The following is a 20,326-nucleotide window of genomic DNA, read 5'->3' as shown; positions in this document are numbered from 1 at the left end:
ACACTACAATTTAGCGAATATTAGTGTTAAGATAAAATCTAGTTTGTGTAATATTTATGCTTTTTTGGCTATATGTGTTGCGCAGACCAAAATTCGTCCTACCTTTGATATACCAGCGCCGATTTTGAAGCCCTGTACTTTAAGTTCACCAATCATCCCCGCATCATGAAAAAACTATCACTGCTTTTATTGCTTATTGCTCCGGCATTTTACGCAAAAAGTCAAACTTTGGTTCTGGCAAAAGATGTGGCACAATATGTCGGAAAAAACGTAACCATCTGCGATTCAGTTTACAGCGCAAAAGCATTAGATAAATTAACATTAATCAACTTAGGTGGTGCATACCCTAAAGAGCTGCTTACCGTAGTGATTAATAAAGACGACCAGGCTAAATTCCCGTCCGAACCATCCAGTATGTTTATGGGGAATAAGATATGTGTTACCGGAACGATAACCGATTTTAAAGGCAAAAAACAAATTGTAGTTACCGACCCAAAACAAATTGTGGTTAAATAAAACAGCATAACCCTTAGCTAATCAAGGCTTTAAGTTTCAGCTATTCTTTACAAAGAAAACTTATTCAATAAACTTAGAAGGGCAATTACCTGTAAAACAGGAAAGAAGAGTTATTTCGAAATCAACCAAGCTGCCTCCCCAATTAAAGGAGGATAGCTTCGGTCGGAGCGTTAATACAAAAAGTATAATTTGTAAAATAAATTGTCAGTGAGGGTGCCTTTTCAGTCGGCAGGAATTAATCCTGCCAACCTCATAAGCATAGATATCCTTATTATCTACGACGAAGGTTGGAATTCATTTTAACTTTTCAAAACCCATTACACATAAAGGTACATTTCCGTGATGAATCGTTTTGTTTCCGTGATGAACTTAATGCTTAGTCGTAAAAAACCTGATTTAAACAGGATTCAGCCTATATTATTTTTATCTCAGAATAGTGATAAAACTAAAAGAATTTTTCATCTCTGGCAACTGCCTAAACATGAAAAGTGCAATATTTCTACTGCAATTCGCATAAAATTTCTAGTTTTGATTTTCTGATCCGCCTATGTCTACGCCATTAAAACGAAGTACTTTATTTTTTATACTCATTTTTCTCATCGCGGTTTTTAGCTACTTAAGTTTTTTTGTAGCCCAACATCCTATCTGGGATTTCGATATTAAAACCTCCCTGCTCCTTCAAAGCTATCAGGCAACCTGGCTGGATAAAGTAATGCTTGCCATTAGTTTTTTTGGAGAACTCCCCTATTCACTATTATCTGTAGTTATTGTAGCCGCCATATTTTATTGGAAAAAATACAAACGCGAAGGAATATACATGGCAACAGTTTTGCTTTCGGGCCTGATTATTCTGGGTATCAAAAACATCATTAACCGTCCGCGGCCTACCGCTTTTTATGTTCGTTTGGTAGAAGTAAACAGATTTCAGAGCTACCCGAGCGGACATGTGCTTTCTTACACACTGTTTTTCGGTTTTCTGATTATTTTAATGAACACTTTAAAAGGTATACCAAAAGCAATACGTATAGCCTTCACCTGCCTGTCGGCATTTCTAATCATCACCATTGCCCCATCACGGATTTATTTGGGCGCACATTGGTTTACAGATACTGTGGGTGGTTTCTTACTTGGCTTAATCTGCCTGTTTCCGCTATGCTATTATTATTTCAGGAATAAGACAGTCTAATTTTGGGGTAATCCTTCAATTTTAGTTTTTTTTCTGATCCGGCTAAGCGTTTCGATCCGCATCCCCAGGTAACTTGCCAAAAACTTTAAAGGTACCCGCGATTTAATAGTAGGATGCCCGATCTTAAATTGTTTATAACGGGCTTCGGCCGATGGAATGCGCGATAGAATGGAGCGCTCCTGCGACATATGGTACTGAATAGCCAGTAATTTTCGGGCTAATACATTAGCTTCAGGAAACTGAGCATACATATCATCAACAATACGATAAGGTAGCACAAGCAATTCCGAATCTTCCAGCGCCTGGTATTGCTCTTCAAAAGTTGGCTTAAAGGCTCCTGGATTTCTGATATTACCGATAAAATCATTTTCATCGGTTAACCAGGTAGTAATATCTTTTCCTTCATCCACTACAAAAGCCCTGACAAGCCCTTTAACAACAAAAAACAAACAACCTTCTGTAACCAACTCTGCAAAGGGTGGCAGCATGTTATTCTTACGCACAGAAATTTTAAAAGTTTCTTTCCTCGCCCCTCAATCAATTCTTCACTTAGTGGCTGTAATGAGTTTAAGAACTGAATAAGGGGATCGCTTTCGTGACTAGCCGCAACCATAATCATTTAATCCGGTTTTTAATCTGCAATGTATGCATGGTGTCCGTGATTTCCAAATACCAAAACGTATCAAATAGCAAAAAAATTACAGTAGAGCTCATTTTTATTTTTTAACCATTAAAACCTTGTTTTATTAACTGTGCGCGATTTGTTAATTTTCTGTTTAATGATTGTATTTTAACATTAGGATAAAAAAAATCTGATATTTTTGCTACCATGACGAATCACAAACCTAAAGCTTTTCTCTTCGATCTTAACGGAACGATGATTGACGATATGGCTTTTCATAATCATGCCTGGCACAATATATTAACGCAGGATTTAGGCGCTAAAATTAGCTTTGATGCTGTAAAAAAGCAGATGTATGGTAAAAACCAGGATTTACTGGAGCGAGTTTTTGGTGTAGGTCATTTTTCTCAGGAACAGATTGATCAGATATCGATAGAAAAAGAATATCGTTATCAGGCTGCCTATAAAAAGCATTTAACACTAATTGCCGGACTGGGCGATTTCCTCAATCAGGCGCAGACATCAGGTATTAAAATGGCCATTGGTTCGGCCGCTATTCCTTTCAACATTAATTTTGTACTGGATAATTTAAAAATCCGCTCGTTTTTTAAAGCCATTGTAAGCGCCGAAGATGTGACTAACAGCAAACCCGATCCCGAAACCTTTACCAAAGGTGCCGAAATTTTAGGTGTTGCCGCAAACGAATGTGTGGTATTTGAAGATGCTCCAAAGGGTGTTGAAGCGGCGCTTAACGCTGGCATGCCTTGTGTGGTGCTAACCACCATGCATACCAAAGCAGAATTTAACGATAACCCGAACATTATTGCTTTTATAAAAGATTATACCGACCCCGCCTTGCAGCAGCTTTTTTAAATCAGTCTGCATTTAAACATTACTATAAATAATTGCTCGGGTGTTGTCACCAATGAGATAATCCAATAAAAAAATGCTCGTCATTCCCACGAACGCGGGAATGACGAGCACAATTGCATGTTGCCTGAACTATTTACTGAATTTGTAAATAGAACCTGTTTTGTAAAGCTGCCCTGGTTTTAATACCGTTGAGGGGAATGCCGGTTGATTTGGAGAATCGGGAAAATGTTGTGTTTCTAAAGCAATTGCCGTTCTAAAATCGTCTTTTGCACCCGTTTTAAAAGTATTTTTGCTTTGCATAAAATTACCGCTATAAAACTGCAGGCCTGGTTCCTGTGTATAAATATCCATTACCACACCAGATTTTTCGCCCTTAACGGTAGCAGCATGGTACATACCTAAGCCTTTGGTTTTATTTAGCACATAATTATGGTCGTAACCTTTACCAAAAGTTAGCTGCTCGTTTTTATCATTAATACGTGCACCTATTGCAGTTGCTTTGGTAAAATCAAAAGGTGTTCCAGCTACTTTTTCCAGCTTTCCGGTCGGGATCAGTGTCGAATCTACCGGCGTGTATTCATCAGCATAAATTTGTACTTCATGGTTTAAAATTTCGCCACTTCCATCGCCATTTAGGTTAAAAAAGGCATGATTGGTTAAGTTCACCACTGTAGTTTTATCTGTTTTAGCCTCGTAATCCATTTTAAGCTCATTATCGTCAGTTAAAGTATAGGTTACTTTAACATCTAAATTGCCTGGAAAATTTTCGTCGCCATCTTTTGATAAATAATGTAATACCAATGTGTTTGCATTGGGTTGTTCTGCATCCCAAACCACATATTGGTAACCTTTTTTACCTCCGTGAAGCGTGTTTTGGCCATTATTGGTAAATAGCGTATAGGTTTTACCTTCTAAAGTAAATTTACCCTTAGCAATGCGGTTTCCGTACCTGCCGATAGTTGCCCCAAAATAGGGTTCGGTTGATTTTTCGTAATCGCTTACACTTTTAAATCCTACTACTACATCAACCAGTTTACCATCTTTACCAGGTACCAGTAAACTAACTAATCTCCCGCCGTAATTGGTAAAAACGGCTTCCGCATTGTTTTTGTTTTTTAAGGTATACAAAGCTGTTTGTTTACCATCAATTTCTTTTTTAAACGAATCGGCAACTAGTTTAACAACTCCAGCCGAATCCTTTTTTGAACTATCGGCCGATGAAGCATTTTTGGTTCCAGATTGGCAGGAAACAATTCCCATTGCAGCGACAACTGCCAGGCCCGTTAATGTTTTTAATTTCATAGAAATGAATATTTGGTTTAGCGTTTTAATTAAGTTTTTAAATATAGGCATATCACTTAATTTTACAAATAAAACGATTTAGAACAATTCAAAACAATATATTGCAGCATATTTTAGGTCAATTACCATCAATGAGACGATATGTAGAAATGATGATAACAAAATGTATAAATCCGTTACCTTTTTTTGAACCAATGCGGAAATATTGAAAAGTATAACGCAAAAAAGAAAGTTAATTTTCTAACCAAAAGCACAAATGATGATTAAAAATTTACTAAACATTGCCTTGCTTTGCCTAACTACAGCAAGCTTTGCACAAAACCAAAACGGACAGTCTGCCGTACCCTTACAGAAGGCTGCATTGCGTAAAAATCCTTACCTCGAATTGCCACTTGGCGCCATTAAAGCCGGGGCTGGCTAAAAGAAATGCTGGTAAGGCAAAAGACTGGTTCAACCGGAAACCTGGATAAACTTTACCCTTCAGTTATGGGTGGCCGCAATGGCTGGTTAGGCGGCGATGGCGATCAATGGGAACGCGGCCCCTACTGGGTTGATGGTTTATTGCCATTGGCTTATATTTTGCAAGACAAGGAGTTGATCGCCAAAACCAAACCATGGGTAGAATGGGCCATAAAAAGCCAACAGCCTGACGGTTATTTTGGCCCCATTAAAGATTACAGCAACGAGCCAGGCCTTCAACGCGACAATAGCCGTGATTGGTGGCCAAAAATGGTGATGCTTAAAATTTTAAAACAATACTATACCGCAACCAACGATAAACGGGTGATTACGCTCATGACCAATTATTTTAAGTATCAGCTGAAAGAGTTGCCCTCAAAACCACTAGACCATTGGTCGTTTTGGGCCAGATACCGCGCCGGCGATAATTTAGCAGTGGTTTATTGGCTGTATAATAAAACCAACGACCAGTTTTTACTTGAACTGGCCGACCTGATTCATCGCCAGACTTTCGATTTCACCAATGCTTTTGCCGAAGGTGAAATGCTTACCCGATTTGGCAGTGTACACGCTGTAAATTTGGCTCAGGGTATGAAAGAACCTTTAGTTTATTACCAGCAGCACCCCGAGCAAAAATACTTAGACGCCTTGAAAAAGGGCTTTAAAGACCTGGATAAATACAATGGCTTTGCCAATGGCATGTTTGGTGGCGACGAATCGCTGCACGGCAATAACCCTACCCAGGGTTCTGAACTGTGCACTGCAGTTGAAATGATGTTTACCTTAGAAACTGCTTTAGAAATTACCGGTGACGTAGATTACGCCGACCGCTTAGAAAAAATTGCCTTTAATGCCCTACCTGCCCAGGCATCAGACGATTATATGGCAAGACAGTATTTTCAGCAGGCTAACCAGGTAATGATTAGCAGGCAGATGCACAATTTCGATGTTAACCACCACGGTGCCGATTTATGTTATGGCTTACTTTCGGGCTACCCTTGCTGTACTTCGAATATGCACCAGGGCTGGCCAAAATTTACGCAGAATCTCTGGTACGCTACGGCTGATAAGGGTGTGGCAGCTTTAGTATATTCGCCTAGTGAAGTAAAACTACAAGTGGCAGATAGTAAAGAGATAATGATCAAAGAGGAAACCAATTATCCTTTCGAGGAAGCGATCAAATTTACTTTAAGCTTTACTAAAAAGTCAACAGCGATTAACTTCCCATTTCATTTAAGAATACCAGCCTGGTGTAAAGAAGCTACAGTTAAAGTAAATGGCACTGCTGTAGAAACATCAAAAGGAAATGCGATAGTTAAAATTAACCGCAACTGGCAATCGGGTGATGTGGTTGAATTACAATTGCCTATGCACATCTTTAAAAATACCTGGTTCGAAAATTCTGTTTCGGTAGAAAGAGGTCCAATTACCTATGCCTTAAAAATAGGCGAAGCCGTAAAACCGGTTAAAAACACGATTGATCCAATTGATAACGGTGATGCTTTCGACGAAATTCACCCCACTACGCCTTGGAGTTATGGACTTTTTGATTTTCCAAACAATAAACTGGAAGAAAAATTCACTGTAGAAAAAGCTGCACCAATAAGTAATTATCCCTGGAACCTCGAAAATGCGCCCATACAGATTAAAACAAAGGCCAAACGCATCCCTTCATGGAAATTATACAATGAAATGGCCGGTCCGATTCCGTATAGCATTACCTATCAGTTGGAAACAGCCAAAGAAACTGAAGAAATTACACTGGTTCCTTATGGATCAACCAGGTTGCGCATTTCGCAATTTCCATTGGTGGGCAGATAATCTTTCGTATGATGAAGTAAAATCCGTTAAAACTGATTAATATTGCGACCAATCAACCCCCCGTTATGAATCAACACATTTCAACCGATCGTTACGATAAAATGTTATACCGCCGTTGCGGAAACAGTGGCATTAAATTACCTGCAATTTCGTTAGGTTTATGGCATAATTTCGGACATGTAAACGTTTTTGAAAACAGCAAAAACTTAATATATACAGCCTTTAACAACGGCATTACACATTTCGACCTGGCCAACAACTATGGTCCGCCCCCAGGTTCGGCCGAAGAAGTTTTTGGCAAAATACTGCACGAGGATTTTAAAGGTTATCGCGACGAGATGATTATTTCGAGCAAAGCCGGTTACACCATGTGGGATGGTCCTTATGGCGACTGGGGTTCGAAAAAGTACCTGGTTTCTAGTTTAGATCAGAGTTTAAAAAGAATGAAGCTGGATTATGTTGATATTTTTTATCACCACCGCCCCGATCCGGAAACACCGCTTGAAGAAACGATGGCTGCCCTAAGCCTTTTGGTGCAACAGGGAAAAGCTTTGTATGTAGGTATTTCGAACTACCAGGCAGAGGAAGCAGCAGAAGCGATAAAAATTTTAAGCAAAAACGGTACACCTTGCCTAATCCACCAACCTAAATATTCGATGTTTGAACGCTGGGTAGAAGGTGGCTTGCTCGATGTTTTAGAAAACAACGGTGTAGGTTGTATTCCTTTTTCGCCATTGGCGCAAGGCCTCCTTACCGATAAATACCTGCATGGTATCCCGTTAGATTCACGCGTGGCAACCAGTGGTATTTTCTTAAAAGAGAGCAATATTACGCCCGAGAAAGTGGAAGTGATTAGTAAACTAAACGAAGTGGCTCAATCGCGCGGCCAGAAACTGGCACACATGGCCCTATCATGGATCTTGAAAGATAAAAGAATTACTACAGTGCTTATAGGGGCCAGTAAATCAGAACAAATAACTGATTCAATTAAAGCTTTGGATAATATTGAATTTAGCGAAACAGAAATAAAACTGATTGACGAAATATTAAAATAAGCTATAACAGCCCCTTACCGAACATAAAGGCAAGGGGCTATTCTATTCTCCTGAGAGGATTTAATTAGCAACTAACGGGAGTGTAAAATAAAAGGTAGATCCTGATCCATAAGTGCTTTCTGCCCATATTTTTCCGTTATGGAAGTGTATAATTTCTGCACTTAAGTACAATCCAATCCCAAAGCCCGATATAGTTTTAGTCTGAGTGCTTTCTACCCGGTAAAACCGATCAAAGAGCTTTTCCAATTCATGCTCTTTAATCCCAATTCCATTATCGGTCACACTCACTTGTACCTTGTCGCCAACAATTTCCGATCGCACCACAATAGCGCTCCCATAATCCGAATACTTTATGGCATTGCTGATCAGGTTTGCAACCACCGAGGTTAGCTTCTCTTTATCAGCGTACGTTACTTTGGCACCATTAGTTGTAAAATCGATAAAATTAGATGAATAAATGAATTTGGCATCCTCTACAGCATCTGCTATTACCTGATCCAGCTCGAATTCTGTTTTGTGCAAATGGATTTCACCCGATTCGAGCCGGGAAACGTTTAAAAAAGAGTTAATCATGGTACTCATTTTCCTCACCTGTTTCTGCACCTTATCTAAAGTGTTTACCATAAAATGGTCAGATGAGCTTTTCGACTGCATCAGCTGAATGTAGGCATTAATTGAGGTTAAAGGCGTTTTCAGCTCATGGCTTACCATACTGATGAAATCATGTTTCTGCTGTTCCTCTTTGATGTTGATTAAAACCTGTTCCTGGTCCAGGGCATCGCGTTGCAGCTGTGTTTCTTTAATGGCTTGTCTGGCCTTCACCATATCTGTAACATCACTAGCGGTGTGGATGATGCAATATGGCAGGCCCGATTCATCTTTAATTGCCCTGTACTCATAAGTGTAGTAAGCCGTTTGCAATTTTCCATCGCGCATGGTTTCTGCAGGGATGGCGTCTCCACTATCGGTTATCCCTGTTAGCAAAACATTCTTTAGCATATTGATAAAGGGTTGCCCTATCAATTCGGGAACTGCCTCTTGCAAAGGTTTGCCAATAATAGAGCGGTCTTTGCCCCAAAAAGCAATCATGGCGTCGTTGGCCATTTCTATTACAATATCTTCAGAGGTGTAAATAGCCGTTGCATCTTTAGATAAGGAAAGAATCTCTAAAAGCTGGGTACTATCTAAAACTCTTGAATGTGCGCTCATGTATAAGAAGATTATTGCATTGTTGATTAGTATTTCAATTAATCATACAACTAATACATTTAAATGTTTGAGCAAGTGGTTAAATACTACCAGATGGAGTAAGTCTTTCTCGTATTTTCTGCTTTAATACACCCGCAGCGTTTGTATAGCCTCCTTCAGCCCCATCCACAAAATGAATATGGTCGTCTTCTAAATCGCGTACATAACACGACATAATCGACTCGCCGCTTACATACAAACCATATAAAATCGCATTATTTTGTTCCAGCTTATCTAACTCTGTCTGCAGGGTTAAGCGTTGTTTTGCTGTTCCGGTAATTACAGTATTTATCCGGCCATCAATTACAAGTGTATCCGACATTTCTACCAGTTGTTTAAGGTATTTTTTGCCGCTTGATGTACGTAAATAGATATAGCCATACATATTAATGATCCACGATTTAATGAATTCAAATAACCTGATTTTGCCAAAGCGATGTTTCACCTCTTTGCTCAAGCTGTTAAAACTTGTTTTAAAGATGAGTTTAGGTACCGAAATGGGCTGTCTTTTTTCAGGTGCACCGTAAATCTGGTCGATGTGCTGTATTACCTTGCTAAACACCAGAGCTTGTTGTTCGCATTGCTGTGCCACTACAATTAAAGTTACCACCTCTTCGCTGTTCTCGGGTGGTTCAATCTTATCCCAGCGACATTGCATGCCACTTAAATCGATTTCATTAGCCAATGTATCCCGTGTTGATAGCAGGTAGTTTTCGCCTTTAATTAACTGTTCGGCATGAGCCAACCCATCACCTAAAACAATGGGAATTGAAAATGTTTCGCTGCTACTGTACCGGCTAATTTGAAACTGATGACCTGCTTTGTAAATTTCATCAACGGCCATTACACCCGCCCTCAAATCGATATTGAAAGCTTTCAACGTATTTTCGCGGTATTTTAATAAAGATTTCATAACCTCCGATACCATCCCAGGAGGCACGATAAACGTTGCCCCATCGCCACCAAAGAAAAACGGGACAAGGATATTGGCTTTAAAGGCAATATTAAGCACAGCAACAATACTCCCGGTGGCTATAAGGTTTACATTTTCATGTTGTCCCGCCTTTACCGCTGCCGTAGAATTTTTAATGTCGGTAATGATTACCTGCCAATCCCCTGGTACTGGTTTAAACAAATCATTGTGCAGCAGCAGTTGCGCCAAAGCTATTTTATTAACCGGCAGGTTAGCGTAAAAATGATTGGTATTATCTGACATAGAATTGGCTTAACAAGCTAAATATACGGATTTGAAAGCGATGCGTATCTCCAAAAAGCAACTCAATACAAACCTTATTTAGAATAAATAAAAATAATTTTGGTAATCTAATGTAGATTTAGTTCCTTTGCGGCAACTAAGAATTAATCTAAATAAAGATGAGTAAAAAAATTACCCAACTATTAACTTGTGTGGTTGTAGTGCTGCTTTTTGCTGGCAATGCCATGGCCCAATCTAAAAACGGATCGATATCAGGTTCAATAAAAACCAGCGATGGTAACCCCGCTGCTTATGTAAGTGTTGGTTTAAAAAACACAACAAAAACTACCCAAACAGATGATAAAGGAAACTACACCATTAAAAATGTAGCTCCGGGTACTTATACCTTAAAAACATCTGCCGTTGGCATATCAGCACAAGAAAAACAGGTAACAATTACTGCTGGCCAAAGTACCAGCGCCGATTTTTCTTTGGCTCAGTCTTCTTCACAATTAGATGAAATTGCTGTTAACGGTTATAAAACCCCGAACCGTAAACCGGTAAACCTTGGTAAAATAGCCATTGCCCCAATGGATTTGCCACAAGCGGTACAAGTTATCGGCAATCAGGTAATTACCGATCAACAGATTAATAGTCTTGGCGATGTAATGAAAAACATTAATGGTGTTGCCCTGGGTGCTAATCGCGGTGGTGTTGGCGAAAACTTCTTTGCCAGAGGATACAGCTTAGGTAGCAATAACATTTTCAAAAACGGTGCAAGAACTACCATTGGTGGTAGTCCTGAGGCTAGCACTTTAGAATCTGTAGAAGTTTTAAAGGGAAGTGCCGCCCTACTTTATGGAGGTGTAACCGGTGGTGCTGTGGTAAATATGGTAACTAAAAAGCCTAAATTTGTAAATGGCGGCGAAGTGAGCATGAGAACCGGTAGTTATGATCAATATAAACCAACTATCGACCTTTACGGACCAATTTCTAAGAAACTTGCTTTTAGAGCGATTGGAACCTACGAAAATGCCGGAAGTTTTAGAGATTATGTAAAATCAAAACGTTTCTACATTAATCCTTCATTACTATATAAAATTAGTGATCAAACCGAGGTTTTAGTTCAGGGAGATTACTTAAAAAGCGACTATACCCCAGATTTTGGTGTGGGATCAGTTAACAGCCAGATTGTAGATTTTGGACGCGATAAATTTATTAATGCACCATGGGCTTACAACAAAACAAACACCACAACAGCACAGGCTAATTTAACACATAATTTTAATGCGAACTGGAAATTAAGTGCCATTGGATCGTTCCAGGCCTATAATCGTAATTATTATGGATCAGACCGTATCCAGGCAAATACAGCAGGTATTTCGGCCCGAAACCTTTCGAGAGCATTGAGTAAAGAATATACCTACAACCAACAAATTAATATTAACGGTAGTTTTAATACAGGAAGCATTAAACACACGGTATTATTCGGTGTAGATGCAGATCAATCGAGAGTAACCAGTAATGCCTTTGCTTACGGTAAAAATGCCCAAGGAGGATACATTACAACTTTCAACTATGGCAATGTGAACGTATTCGACGAATCTACCTATTACGGTTCTGGAATAATGCCTGAGGCATTCAGTACAACAAGAACACTTGCCCCTATCTACAGATACGGTGCTTTTGTGCAAGATTTAATCGAAGTTACCGAACAATTTAAAGTATTAGCCGGATTGCGTTACACCGATCAGAAAAATGCAAGCTCCAGAGCTTTGAATTTAGAAACAGGCATTACGACAACTGGTGCAACCAAATTTGATGATGCATTTTCACCTAAATTGGGATTAATTTATCAGCCTCTTAAAAGCACTTCAGTATATATAAGTTATGCCAATAACTTCAGTCCGAATACAGGTGTAGATATTAACAATAATGCACTTCAGCCATCAATACTTGATCAATATGAGGCCGGCGTTAAAAACGATTTCTTTGGTGGAAAATTATCTGCCAACCTAACCTATTACAAAACAATAAACAATAATGTGGCTCAGGCAGCTATACTTCCAGATGGGACGTCTAGTACTGTATTTAAGCAATTAAATGGTGAAGAAACAAGCGATGGTGTGGAGTTGGATATAAACGGAACACTTGCGAAAGGACTTAATTTCTTATTAGGCTATGCATACAACTATAGACGTTACACCAATACTGCAGATGTAACCGGCATGATTGAAAATGTTCGTGTAGTAGGTTCAACCAAAAATACAGCCAATGCAACTTTGTTTTATACTTTCCAGGATGGAGCGGTAAAAGGACTTAAACTGGGTGCATCAGCATTCTATACTGGTAAACGTAATGGCGGTTGGAACGATGCTAAAAATGCACCAACTTTAAGATTAATTCCTTTAAGCGCATTTACTACAATAGATTTCTCTGCAGGATATAGCTGGAAAAGATTCTCGCTTCTGGCAAAAGTTTCGAACATTACCAACGAGCTGAACTATTTTGTTCACGAAAACTACAGTGTTAATCCAATAGCGCCACGTCAGTTCGTAACTACCTTATCTTATAAATTTTAATTAGTTACATTAATTATAACAGAACGGGCGGGATTTAATCAAATCCCGCCCGTTTTATTTTTACATGGTTGGTGCCTGCTCGTATATGCTCCACTGCTGCTCCTTGGTGCCATTTTTTCTGTTAAGGATAACCGGCAAATTTATTGTTCCTTTCTTATCGCCAGAAGTTAAATAGAGTTCCGTTCCTTTAAGTTTAATCCAATAAATATTTTTACCGGCTGGTTCAAAATCAAATTGCTGAGTGGTGTTTCCCGGGCTAAGGGCTTGTTCTTCTAAAACAGTTTCTGTAGCATCATCACCTGCTTTTGGCTGAAATGTTTTACCGGTAAGCAAATTCTTTAACTGATAAGTATTGCCCTCCGCCGAAATAAAATTCCAGGTCATGCATTTCCAGTTTTGGGCTGGGTAAGCTACCAATGGTGTTCCGTTTTTATTACTGGCATCTTTAATACGTAAAAGCATACCGGTTTCTACATTTTTAATTGCGTAGTTGCCTTTTATGGTTTGGCCTGAAACACAGCAATGAATCAGGAGCAACAAACTAGTTGTAATCAGATATCGTCTCATTACCCCTAATTTAATCAGTAAAAAAGAATTATACAATAATCAAAATTGTACCTGATTTGAGCAGTTTAAAGTAGTAGTGACACTCACCTTTTCGGTTGATGATTTCGATATCGCACACTTTACCAGATTTACCGTATTCATCAGCTAAAAAGTCACCTATTTTAATACTATCTAACTGATGTATATTGGTTGCTGCTCTTTTAATTAATGTAGCGGTTTTTTCCATGAGATTGTCTTTTTACCGTATTTACGTAATCCAAAAAGCTTTGGATTCGTAGCTGATAAAAATACTTATAATTAAGTAAACCACACTACATATACGTAAACTTAATTAGTAATGAACGAGCTCATACACGCGCTTCATGTACAACGCTTCCTCTACCTTAATAAAAAATTCGTGCCACTCCATGCGTGTAAATACCAAACTAATATCTGGAAATGGCGTAGACAGGATTACAACCTCTCTCCCATCAGGAGCATACTCGAGAAAATCATCAAAAGCCAGTTTTTTGGTAGCGATATAAAAAGCATCGAACTGATCGAAAGAGAAATTCATTAAAACGCCGGCACGCCATATATTTAAAACCCTGCAATTTTTGCATTGCGCAATGGTAATGTTTTCATTTTGAGCCAGTATTGTAGTTTTACACATAAAGTAGCCTTTAATATTTATCAATAGGAATTAACAAATATCATATTATTTAGAACAATTCCAAATAACAAAACTCAATTTTACTTAATAAGCGTGTAAAAAAAATGCCAGATTTACATCTGGCATTTTACTATTCTGCGTCGTATATCACAACCTTATCAAAATAAACCCTAAACTCATCTAAAAATGCTTTATGCAAAGGGTGAACCTGATAAACATCATGTGCAGCTAAATCTTCAAATAACAAAAGTAAGCTGAAAGTATAAGTAGTATCTACAACTGCACGCTCAATAGGTGCAGGTACGCCGATATGGAAGGTTTTAACTACTTCGATGTTTTCTAAATTTTGTAAACTGTTACGAAAAGCCTGTTTTTGCTCTTCAGTGGTATCGGCCTTAAGCCAGAATAAAACGTGGTGTGCAATCATGATATAAATTTTCCCAAATATAAGGAAAGCCCTAACAGTTCAACATTTTTATCCGAAATCCTGTTTCAATTCATCATTTGGTTAACGCACCAGCCAGTTCAGGCCTGGTGTCTTCTGCATATGCCATATTGCTTTTGGTGGCATTGTAAATGATTCTTAACCACACCAGAAAATAAGGCAAACTAATAACGGCAAGCGATAAAGGGTGCGCTTTGGCATATACCGGAAACAGCAGTAAAGGAAAATTACAGGCAATTACAAGCAAAACAGGTAGCAATACTTTTTTCATTGCGCGATTGTTTTCGAAGATATACCAGATTCCCACACCTACAATTGAAATGATAAAGGTACAATCTTCTGCACCGGTACTAAATAACACCGGAAAAAGCAGTACGGAAGCCAATATCATCAGCTGGAATTTGGGTTTCGAAAAACGGGAAATGCGAATAAAGGGGAGCATAAAAATCAATGCACCAAGTGAAAGAAAAAGCAGGTTAGGAATTTCTGGCTGGTTTAAAATACGCCTGAAGAATCCCATAATCGAAATATCGATGCCCCCACCCAGAACGTTGATTTCATTTTTTCCGATCAGCGAACTTTTCCAATCCAGATAAGCATGCAACACAAAACCGGGCGATGCAAACAACATGGGAGCAGCGAGGATAATGAACGACCAGATAATTAGCCAAAGGATAAACTGGGGTTTCTTTTTAACAAAGAAGAAGAAAACCAGGCCTACAATGCCATAAAGTTTAATAAAAGTGCCCAGCACAATAAAAAAAGCCGACCAAATATTATTGCTCTTATTCAATTGCGTAAAACTCAGAATAATTAATGCTGCTGCTCCGGCATTAAATTGCTGGTTCAGCATCGATTCGATAAGGCAGGGAATGGCAATGTAACCGATAATTACCTTTTTATCGTCGCTTACCGGCAAGGTTTGAATGGCTTTAAACAGCAGGAAACAGTTAAATAAATTCCAGAACAATAAACCAATACTATTTGGCATTAATGAAAATGGCGCAATTAAAACGCTAAATACCGGCCCGTAATGATTTGCGTCGTCGTGGAATTCAGGATAAGGTGCATACAAGGAACGTTCGTGAATCAGGTTCCTGAAAGTATTTTCGAAAATGAGGTAATTATTAAACCGGTGTGTAACCCACGAATCGATTACAAAAATGAGTGTTACAAACACCCATAAAAGCAATACGAAACGATTTTCCTGATAAAATCTTTTGCTGGCTGAGCCACCGGGTGCAATGGGGTTAGAATAATTAGTCATTGTAAAAAATACATTACAATACAATAATATTAAGCAAAAATCACATTTCCAACTATTTTGTAGAGAAAATAATACTCCTTTTGGAAATATTTGACGAATATCAAAAAATATCCCATACTGGTTAATGGAGTGTGTTGGCTTAAATGAAAATTAGTTGACAAAACACAAAAACCAAATCCTTTTCTGAGGTGTTTATTCCTTAACCAATTTATAAATCAATGGAATATCAAATGAACTCGATAAATGCCAGGAAAGAATTTATCGACATTGCTGACGAACAAGACCGCCAGTACTGGGCTACCCGTTTGGGTGTGAGCAGCGAAAAGCTGAAATCAGTTGTTAAAGCAATCCAGAGTATGGAATTTTCGAAACTGAAGGATTATTTAATGCTTGAAAAAATTAAGGAAGCTAGTACTTATCAACGTTTCGTCAATCCGCAATAATTGATATTCTTGTGAAAATTAAGTACGAAAAGCCCATTACCGATTGTGCACATCTGATCGATTTGCCAGCAACAAAGGCTGTTTTTAATGATAAGGTTACAGGAAATGCTGTTACGAATCCTAAAGCCTGTATCAGGATCCTGAGTGTTTTTTTTCCTAAAAACGGCCTTATTAATCTGCTTTGATGGCATTGTTCAACAAAAAAAGCCCAGCATATTTGCCGGGCCTGTATAATTTTGTGTCTGTTGGTTAAAACGTTAAGACTACTTTCCCAACTGTTCGGCCTGTTTCTATTTGCTGGTGCGCAACAGCCATTTCTTCAAACGGAAAAACTGCAGATACATGAGAACGAACTGTTCCATCAGCCAACAAGCCCGCTATTTGTCCCATATCATTTCCATTTGGTTTAACCCTGATGGTATAGCCATTTATGCCCAGCGCTTTTGCTTTTTCGGTTACGGTTTCATTTAAACCTGAAGGGATACTGATAATAGTACCACCTTTCTTCGTTACTTTTAACGAACGGTCGATATAGTCGCCCCCCATCGAATCGAGCACAAAATCAATATCCTTAATTACTTCTTCAAATGGCTGTACCCGATAATCAACATGCTCATCGGCACCCAATTGAAGTACAAAATCGCGGTTTGCAGCGGAGGCTGTGCCAATAACATAAGCCCCAAGGTGTTTAGCCATTTGTACGGCGTAATGCCCGACCCCACCAGCAGCAGCATGTATTAAAACACGTTGCCCGGCTTGTACATTGGCATGTGAGGTAAGTGCCTGCCAGGCGGTTAATGCAGCCAGACTTGCCGCAGCCGCATCGTTATGATTTACGTTTTCGGGCTTAATGGCAAGTTCATCTGCTTTTGCTACCACATACCCGGCATAGGTATTACCCAAACCCGGAAAGGCCAGCATAGCAAATACCTCATCACCAGTTTTAAACCGGGTTACACCTTCGCCAATTTCAGTAATGGTACCCGAAATATCCCAACCTAAAATTACTGGCAACTGGTCTTTAATTAAGCCCGCAATACCTTTGCCTGATCTGGTTTTCACATCAACAGGGTTAATGCTGATGGCACTTAATTTAATTAACACCTCATTAGCTCCAGGTGAAGGAATTTGTTTTTCAGTCAATTCGAGGTTTTCTACCCCGCCAAAATCTTTTAATATTATCGCTTTCATTTTTTTATCTTTAATTAACGATTCAAAATTATACCAATAAAATTAAATATATTGGTATATTGTTTCTATAATTTGGTGTTTTTGCCTCATGCTAAAAGAAAATCTGTACGAGCCTTTTTCAACTGCGCACCTTACCTTAAACGAGTGCTCCAAACAGGCACATAAACATAACTTTTTTGAACTGGTTTTTGTGTTAAATGGCACAGGAAAGCAATGCATAAATAACAGCAGGTTTAATTACCATGCGGAGCATATGTTCTTAATTACCCCGAAGATTGCCATGAGCTGATTATTGAAGAAACATCAGAATTGTTTTTCCTCCGCTTTAATGATATTTATTTAAAAAACGGAGGTTTGCAGACTGAAAATATTAAGCGACTGGAGTACATCCTCCAAAATGCCAACCACCAGCCAGGCTGTATTTTAAAAAACACCCGCGACAAGAAGATTGTACGATCGCTTATCTGGAATATTATTGAAGAGCAGGCTGAAAAAGACCTGTACAATAAAGAACTGGTGCAACAACTGGTTAACACACTTATTATTATTGTTGCCCGCAATATTGCCAAATACCTTCCCGAACAGGCCAATGTAGGTACCGAAGAAAAGGCGATGGATATGCTACAATATGTACAACGCAATATTTATTACCCCGAAAAACTAAGGGCCGATATCATCAGCAGTAACTTTAGCATTTCTGAAGCTTATTTGGGCCGTTACTTTAAAAAACATGTTGATGAAACATTGCAACAGTATATTGCCAATTACAAAACGAAACTTATTGAGCATCGTTTGCAGTTTAGCGACAAACGCTTAAATGAAATTGCCAGTGAATTTGGTTTTACCGATGAAAGCCATTTCAATAAATTTTTCAGGAAACAAAAAGGCAATAGCCCTAAGGCATTTAGAAAGCTTGTACAACAAAAAACAGCTGTTGATACACAAAGTCTCGAAAAAGCAGATTTACTAGCTTAAATGGCGTAAACTACAGCATGCCGGAATTCTATTTCACAAAATGCGTGTACAAACAATTAATAGCTGCACGGCTAAAATCGGGAAAACCATCTGTGTAGGTTGCATTAATGCCATTGGTGATAATTACAAATCCGAACTTATCTTTCGGGTTAAAAAACATGGTACTATACAATCCATATGCAGAGCCGGTATGTCCCTTTAACTTAACGCCGGGAATTAAATTATCGGCGCTGCGCAATGCCAAACCATAGCCTTCGTCGGCACTCAAAGCTGTTTGCATTAGCCCTGCACTTTTTTTCGAGATGATACGAATACCCTTAGCTTTCCCGTAATTCATGTGCATGATCATGTAGGTAGCCAAATCACCTGCCGAAATTTTCATTCCGCCAGTTGGCGAAAAAACAGGTGTACTGTAACCCATTACATAATTGGCAATTTCGGTTCTTCGTGGTGCATAAGCAGCTGGCGATGGTGTGTAGGTTCTGCTATCGGCATGGTACTCATACAATTTTACAAAACGTGTACTATCTAACGAATCGACACAGTAATTTGCATAAAGCCCCAGTGGTTTTAATATCTGCTTCTTGATATAACGATCGAAGCGCTCTCCCGATTGCTTTTCGAGAATTATGCCAATGAGATTAAAATTGAGATTACAATAATCGAACTTTGTGCCCGGCAAATAATCATTATAACATTTGGCCCAATCTGGATTTTTGTCAGGATTAATCACATCGAGGTTTAAATATCCTTGCGAATCGTTTAAACCTGAGGTATGAGATAAAGCCATTTTCAGGGTAATTTTCTGCTCAGGAAATTTGGGATTTCTGATTTTAAAACCCACTAAGTCTCCAAAATCATCATCGAGGCTAATCTTTCCTGCCTCAACCAATTGCATGATTGCCGTGGCAGAAAAGGATTTGGAAATAGAGGCAATCCTGAAAATATCGTTATTGGTAAGTGGTACTTTATTCTCCAGATCTTTTAAACCAAAAGCCTTCGTGTAAACAACCTTACCATTTTTAACCACAGCAACAGCAGTACCTACGGCACTATATTTCTCCATAATTTGCTTCAAATCGGCTTCTACCCCGTTATTTTGTGCTTTTGATAGTACAGGTATCAGCGTGAGTAAAAGCAGCTTCAGTAAATGCTTTGGCAAAGTCAGTTTCATCAGTTCAGGATAAGGACAAAAAAAATGGATAATACGCCGGAGCTAAAAATTATTTCGCGTCGTTTACTTCGAGCCAATGCCCGTCGGGATCTTTAAAGTAAATTTGTTTTACGCCATCAACACGCAAGGTTATGCCTTTCTCCTTCCCTGCCCAGTCTTCGAAATTGATCTTTTTGGTGTTCAGCTTTTTTACAAATTCATCAACCGAAGGCACGCTGAAACATAAATGTTCATTCTTATCAAAGTTTTGAGTGCCTTTCGCACCCTGAATTAAATGTAACTGTCCGGCTGCCCCTAGCGTAAACCAGGTATGGCGGTTATCGTGAAAAGGCTCGGGAATGATTTTCAGGTTAAAAACACTTTCGTAAAAATCAGTCGATTGTTTTAAATCGCTTACATAAACCGCAATGTGATTTAAAACAGCAGGAGGATTGTTTTGCGCCATGGCTTTTTGAAAAATAATAGAAAATAGAATAGCAGTGCCCAGGAAGATTTGTTTCATGTTTAAATATGGGACTTATAACTGATTATTTTTAATAAAAGTGATCCCGTCATGGCTTATTTACAAATGATGCGTTGGTTAGCGGGAAATAGATGGTTAAAACAGATTTCTCGGCTACGCTAGAAATGACGAATTAGCTTAAGGCGCTTCGACTCCGCTCAGCGTGACAAACCATGGAATCCGTGGGTTCCGTACATCCGTGGCTAGAAATTAGCGCAGAGAAATTCTTCACTGCGTTCAGAATGACAAAA

At 38.8% G+C, this 20,326-nt stretch carries 22 protein-coding genes; 10 read left to right on the top strand and 12 right to left on the bottom strand.

Annotated elements, in window-relative coordinates:
- Nucleotides 1-165 precede the first annotated feature (165 nt).
- Together G7074_RS21315 and G7074_RS21310 are read left to right on the top strand one after the other, a co-directional pair.
- Nucleotides 166-516 carry a hypothetical protein gene (locus G7074_RS21315; protein WP_124559146.1) on the top strand — a complete coding sequence of 117 codons (351 nt, stop codon included), beginning with the start codon at nt 166-168 and terminating at the stop codon, nt 514-516.
- A 547-nt stretch (nt 517-1,063) separates the two neighbouring features.
- On the top strand, nt 1,064-1,702 hold the full coding sequence (locus G7074_RS21310) for a phosphatase PAP2 family protein (RefSeq protein WP_124559147.1): 639 nt from the start codon (nt 1,064-1,066) through the stop codon (nt 1,700-1,702).
- Here G7074_RS21310 and G7074_RS21305 read toward each other — a convergent pair.
- Entirely contained in the window at nt 1,699-2,205 is a 507-nt protein-coding gene (locus tag G7074_RS21305; RefSeq protein ID WP_166211209.1) for a Crp/Fnr family transcriptional regulator, read from the bottom strand. The two genes, G7074_RS21310 and G7074_RS21305, sit on opposite strands and share 4 nt — an antisense overlap.
- Nucleotides 2,206-2,531: 326 nt before the next feature.
- Here G7074_RS21305 and G7074_RS21300 point away from each other — a divergent pair, with 326 nt between their 5' ends.
- Nucleotides 2,532-3,197 (top strand): HAD family phosphatase, encoded by a 666-nt coding sequence (locus G7074_RS21300; RefSeq protein WP_124559149.1) that lies wholly within the window; start codon nt 2,532-2,534, stop codon nt 3,195-3,197.
- Between the two features lie 129 nt (nt 3,198-3,326).
- Here the strand turns inward: G7074_RS21300 and G7074_RS21295 are convergent, their stop codons facing one another.
- A complete protein-coding gene (locus G7074_RS21295; RefSeq protein WP_166211206.1) occupies nt 3,327-4,499 on the bottom strand; it encodes an aldose epimerase family protein in 1,173 nt (390 codons plus the stop codon).
- A gap of 256 nt (nt 4,500-4,755) precedes the next feature.
- Between G7074_RS21295 and G7074_RS27360 the strand changes: the two genes are divergently transcribed.
- The 3 genes from G7074_RS27360 to mgrA all read left to right on the top strand — a co-directional run bounded on the left by G7074_RS27360 (nt 4,756) and on the right by mgrA (nt 7,834).
- On the top strand, nt 4,756-4,920 hold the full coding sequence (locus G7074_RS27360) for a hypothetical protein (RefSeq protein ID WP_240916378.1): 165 nt from the start codon (nt 4,756-4,758) through the stop codon (nt 4,918-4,920).
- Between the two features lie 5 nt (nt 4,921-4,925).
- Nucleotides 4,926-6,779, top strand: coding sequence for a beta-L-arabinofuranosidase domain-containing protein (locus tag G7074_RS21290; RefSeq protein ID WP_240916377.1), 1,854 nt, complete (start codon nt 4,926-4,928; stop codon nt 6,777-6,779).
- 65 nt (nt 6,780-6,844) lie between these two features.
- Nucleotides 6,845-7,834: an L-glyceraldehyde 3-phosphate reductase gene (gene mgrA, locus G7074_RS21285; RefSeq protein WP_166211203.1), complete on the top strand. Its 990-nt coding sequence runs from the start codon at nt 6,845-6,847 to the stop codon at nt 7,832-7,834.
- Between the two features lie 60 nt (nt 7,835-7,894).
- On the opposite strand, the gene G7074_RS21280 is transcribed toward mgrA, so the two are convergent.
- Nucleotides 7,895-9,043 carry a cell wall metabolism sensor histidine kinase WalK gene (locus G7074_RS21280; protein WP_166211200.1) on the bottom strand — a complete coding sequence of 383 codons (1,149 nt, stop codon included), beginning with the start codon at nt 9,041-9,043 and terminating at the stop codon, nt 7,895-7,897.
- A gap of 79 nt (nt 9,044-9,122) precedes the next feature.
- A complete protein-coding gene (locus G7074_RS21275; protein WP_166211197.1) occupies nt 9,123-10,298 on the bottom strand; it encodes a DUF3095 domain-containing protein in 1,176 nt (391 codons plus the stop codon).
- 158 nt (nt 10,299-10,456) lie between these two features.
- Here G7074_RS21275 and G7074_RS21270 point away from each other — a divergent pair, with 158 nt between their 5' ends.
- Entirely contained in the window at nt 10,457-12,859 is a 2,403-nt protein-coding gene (locus tag G7074_RS21270; protein WP_124559154.1) for a TonB-dependent receptor, read from the top strand.
- 60 nt (nt 12,860-12,919) lie between these two features.
- Here the strand turns inward: G7074_RS21270 and G7074_RS21265 are convergent, their stop codons facing one another.
- The 5 genes from G7074_RS21265 to G7074_RS21245 form a co-directional block, all read right to left on the bottom strand.
- Complete coding sequence (locus G7074_RS21265; protein WP_124559155.1) at nt 12,920-13,426, bottom strand: RICIN domain-containing protein; 507 nt, start codon at nt 13,424-13,426, stop codon at nt 12,920-12,922.
- 28 nt (nt 13,427-13,454) lie between these two features.
- Nucleotides 13,455-13,652 carry a hypothetical protein gene (locus tag G7074_RS21260; RefSeq protein WP_124559156.1) on the bottom strand — a complete coding sequence of 66 codons (198 nt, stop codon included), beginning with the start codon at nt 13,650-13,652 and terminating at the stop codon, nt 13,455-13,457.
- A 105-nt stretch (nt 13,653-13,757) separates the two neighbouring features.
- Nucleotides 13,758-14,078, bottom strand: a complete 321-nt coding sequence (locus tag G7074_RS21255; protein WP_124559157.1) for a hypothetical protein — start codon at nt 14,076-14,078, stop codon at nt 13,758-13,760.
- Between the two features lie 130 nt (nt 14,079-14,208).
- Nucleotides 14,209-14,505: a Dabb family protein gene (locus G7074_RS21250; protein ID WP_124559158.1), complete on the bottom strand. Its 297-nt coding sequence runs from the start codon at nt 14,503-14,505 to the stop codon at nt 14,209-14,211.
- A gap of 73 nt (nt 14,506-14,578) precedes the next feature.
- Complete coding sequence (locus G7074_RS21245; protein WP_166211194.1) at nt 14,579-15,790, bottom strand: glycosyltransferase family 87 protein; 1,212 nt, start codon at nt 15,788-15,790, stop codon at nt 14,579-14,581.
- Nucleotides 15,791-16,020: 230 nt separating this feature from the next.
- On the opposite strand from G7074_RS21245, the gene G7074_RS21240 reads away from it, so the two are divergent.
- Complete coding sequence (locus G7074_RS21240; RefSeq protein ID WP_039472099.1) at nt 16,021-16,233, top strand: DUF3606 domain-containing protein; 213 nt, start codon at nt 16,021-16,023, stop codon at nt 16,231-16,233.
- A gap of 249 nt (nt 16,234-16,482) precedes the next feature.
- Here the strand turns inward: G7074_RS21240 and G7074_RS21235 are convergent, their stop codons facing one another.
- Complete coding sequence (locus G7074_RS21235) at nt 16,483-17,424, bottom strand: NADP-dependent oxidoreductase (protein WP_124559160.1); 942 nt, start codon at nt 17,422-17,424, stop codon at nt 16,483-16,485.
- Nucleotides 17,425-17,512: 88 nt separating this feature from the next.
- On the opposite strand from G7074_RS21235, the gene G7074_RS28010 reads away from it, so the two are divergent.
- Both G7074_RS28010 and G7074_RS21230 read left to right on the top strand, forming a co-directional pair.
- Nucleotides 17,513-17,713: an AraC family ligand binding domain-containing protein gene (locus tag G7074_RS28010; RefSeq protein ID WP_370526550.1), complete on the top strand. Its 201-nt coding sequence runs from the start codon at nt 17,513-17,515 to the stop codon at nt 17,711-17,713.
- A 65-nt stretch (nt 17,714-17,778) separates the two neighbouring features.
- Nucleotides 17,779-18,399 carry an AraC family transcriptional regulator gene (locus tag G7074_RS21230; RefSeq protein WP_240916376.1) on the top strand — a complete coding sequence of 207 codons (621 nt, stop codon included), beginning with the start codon at nt 17,779-17,781 and terminating at the stop codon, nt 18,397-18,399.
- Nucleotides 18,400-18,427: 28 nt separating this feature from the next.
- On the opposite strand, the gene G7074_RS21225 is transcribed toward G7074_RS21230, so the two are convergent.
- Nucleotides 18,428-19,573 carry a serine hydrolase gene (locus G7074_RS21225; protein ID WP_166211191.1) on the bottom strand — a complete coding sequence of 382 codons (1,146 nt, stop codon included), beginning with the start codon at nt 19,571-19,573 and terminating at the stop codon, nt 18,428-18,430.
- A 49-nt stretch (nt 19,574-19,622) separates the two neighbouring features.
- Complete coding sequence (locus G7074_RS21220; protein WP_233603829.1) at nt 19,623-20,075, bottom strand: VOC family protein; 453 nt, start codon at nt 20,073-20,075, stop codon at nt 19,623-19,625.
- Nucleotides 20,076-20,326 lie beyond the last annotated feature (251 nt).

Source organism: Pedobacter sp. HDW13, from assembly GCF_011303555.1.
Classification (GTDB): domain Bacteria; phylum Bacteroidota; class Bacteroidia; order Sphingobacteriales; family Sphingobacteriaceae; genus Pedobacter.
The sequence above is the reverse complement of the archived record's forward strand: the minus strand, read 5'-3'. Positions and strand labels throughout refer to the sequence as shown.

Bases quoted from the DNA above. Each gene is read 5' to 3' on its own strand.
- G7074_RS21315 (WP_124559146.1), top strand. From the start codon at position 166: ATGAAAAAACTATCACTGCTTTTATTGCTTATTGCTCCGGCATTTTAC.
- G7074_RS21310 (WP_124559147.1), top strand. From the start codon at position 1,064: ATGTCTACGCCATTAAAACGAAGTACTTTATTTTTTATACTCATTTTT.
- G7074_RS21300 (WP_124559149.1), top strand. From the start codon at position 2,532: ATGACGAATCACAAACCTAAAGCTTTTCTCTTCGATCTTAACGGAACG.
- G7074_RS21295 (WP_166211206.1), bottom strand. From the start codon at position 4,499: ATGAAATTAAAAACATTAACGGGCCTGGCAGTTGTCGCTGCAATGGGA.
- G7074_RS27360 (WP_240916378.1), top strand. From the start codon at position 4,756: ATGATGATTAAAAATTTACTAAACATTGCCTTGCTTTGCCTAACTACA.
- G7074_RS21290 (WP_240916377.1), top strand. From the start codon at position 4,926: ATGCTGGTAAGGCAAAAGACTGGTTCAACCGGAAACCTGGATAAACTT.
- mgrA (WP_166211203.1), top strand. From the start codon at position 6,845: ATGAATCAACACATTTCAACCGATCGTTACGATAAAATGTTATACCGC.
- G7074_RS21280 (WP_166211200.1), bottom strand. From the start codon at position 9,043: ATGAGCGCACATTCAAGAGTTTTAGATAGTACCCAGCTTTTAGAGATT.
- G7074_RS21275 (WP_166211197.1), bottom strand. From the start codon at position 10,298: ATGTCAGATAATACCAATCATTTTTACGCTAACCTGCCGGTTAATAAA.
- G7074_RS21270 (WP_124559154.1), top strand. From the start codon at position 10,457: ATGAGTAAAAAAATTACCCAACTATTAACTTGTGTGGTTGTAGTGCTG.
- G7074_RS21265 (WP_124559155.1), bottom strand. From the start codon at position 13,426: ATGAGACGATATCTGATTACAACTAGTTTGTTGCTCCTGATTCATTGC.
- G7074_RS21260 (WP_124559156.1), bottom strand. From the start codon at position 13,652: ATGGAAAAAACCGCTACATTAATTAAAAGAGCAGCAACCAATATACAT.
- G7074_RS21255 (WP_124559157.1), bottom strand. From the start codon at position 14,078: ATGTGTAAAACTACAATACTGGCTCAAAATGAAAACATTACCATTGCG.
- G7074_RS21250 (WP_124559158.1), bottom strand. From the start codon at position 14,505: ATGATTGCACACCACGTTTTATTCTGGCTTAAGGCCGATACCACTGAA.
- G7074_RS21245 (WP_166211194.1), bottom strand. From the start codon at position 15,790: ATGACTAATTATTCTAACCCCATTGCACCCGGTGGCTCAGCCAGCAAA.
- G7074_RS21240 (WP_039472099.1), top strand. From the start codon at position 16,021: ATGAACTCGATAAATGCCAGGAAAGAATTTATCGACATTGCTGACGAA.
- G7074_RS21235 (WP_124559160.1), bottom strand. From the start codon at position 17,424: ATGAAAGCGATAATATTAAAAGATTTTGGCGGGGTAGAAAACCTCGAA.
- G7074_RS28010 (WP_370526550.1), top strand. From the start codon at position 17,513: ATGCTAAAAGAAAATCTGTACGAGCCTTTTTCAACTGCGCACCTTACC.
- G7074_RS21225 (WP_166211191.1), bottom strand. From the start codon at position 19,573: ATGAAACTGACTTTGCCAAAGCATTTACTGAAGCTGCTTTTACTCACG.
- G7074_RS21220 (WP_233603829.1), bottom strand. From the start codon at position 20,075: ATGAAACAAATCTTCCTGGGCACTGCTATTCTATTTTCTATTATTTTT.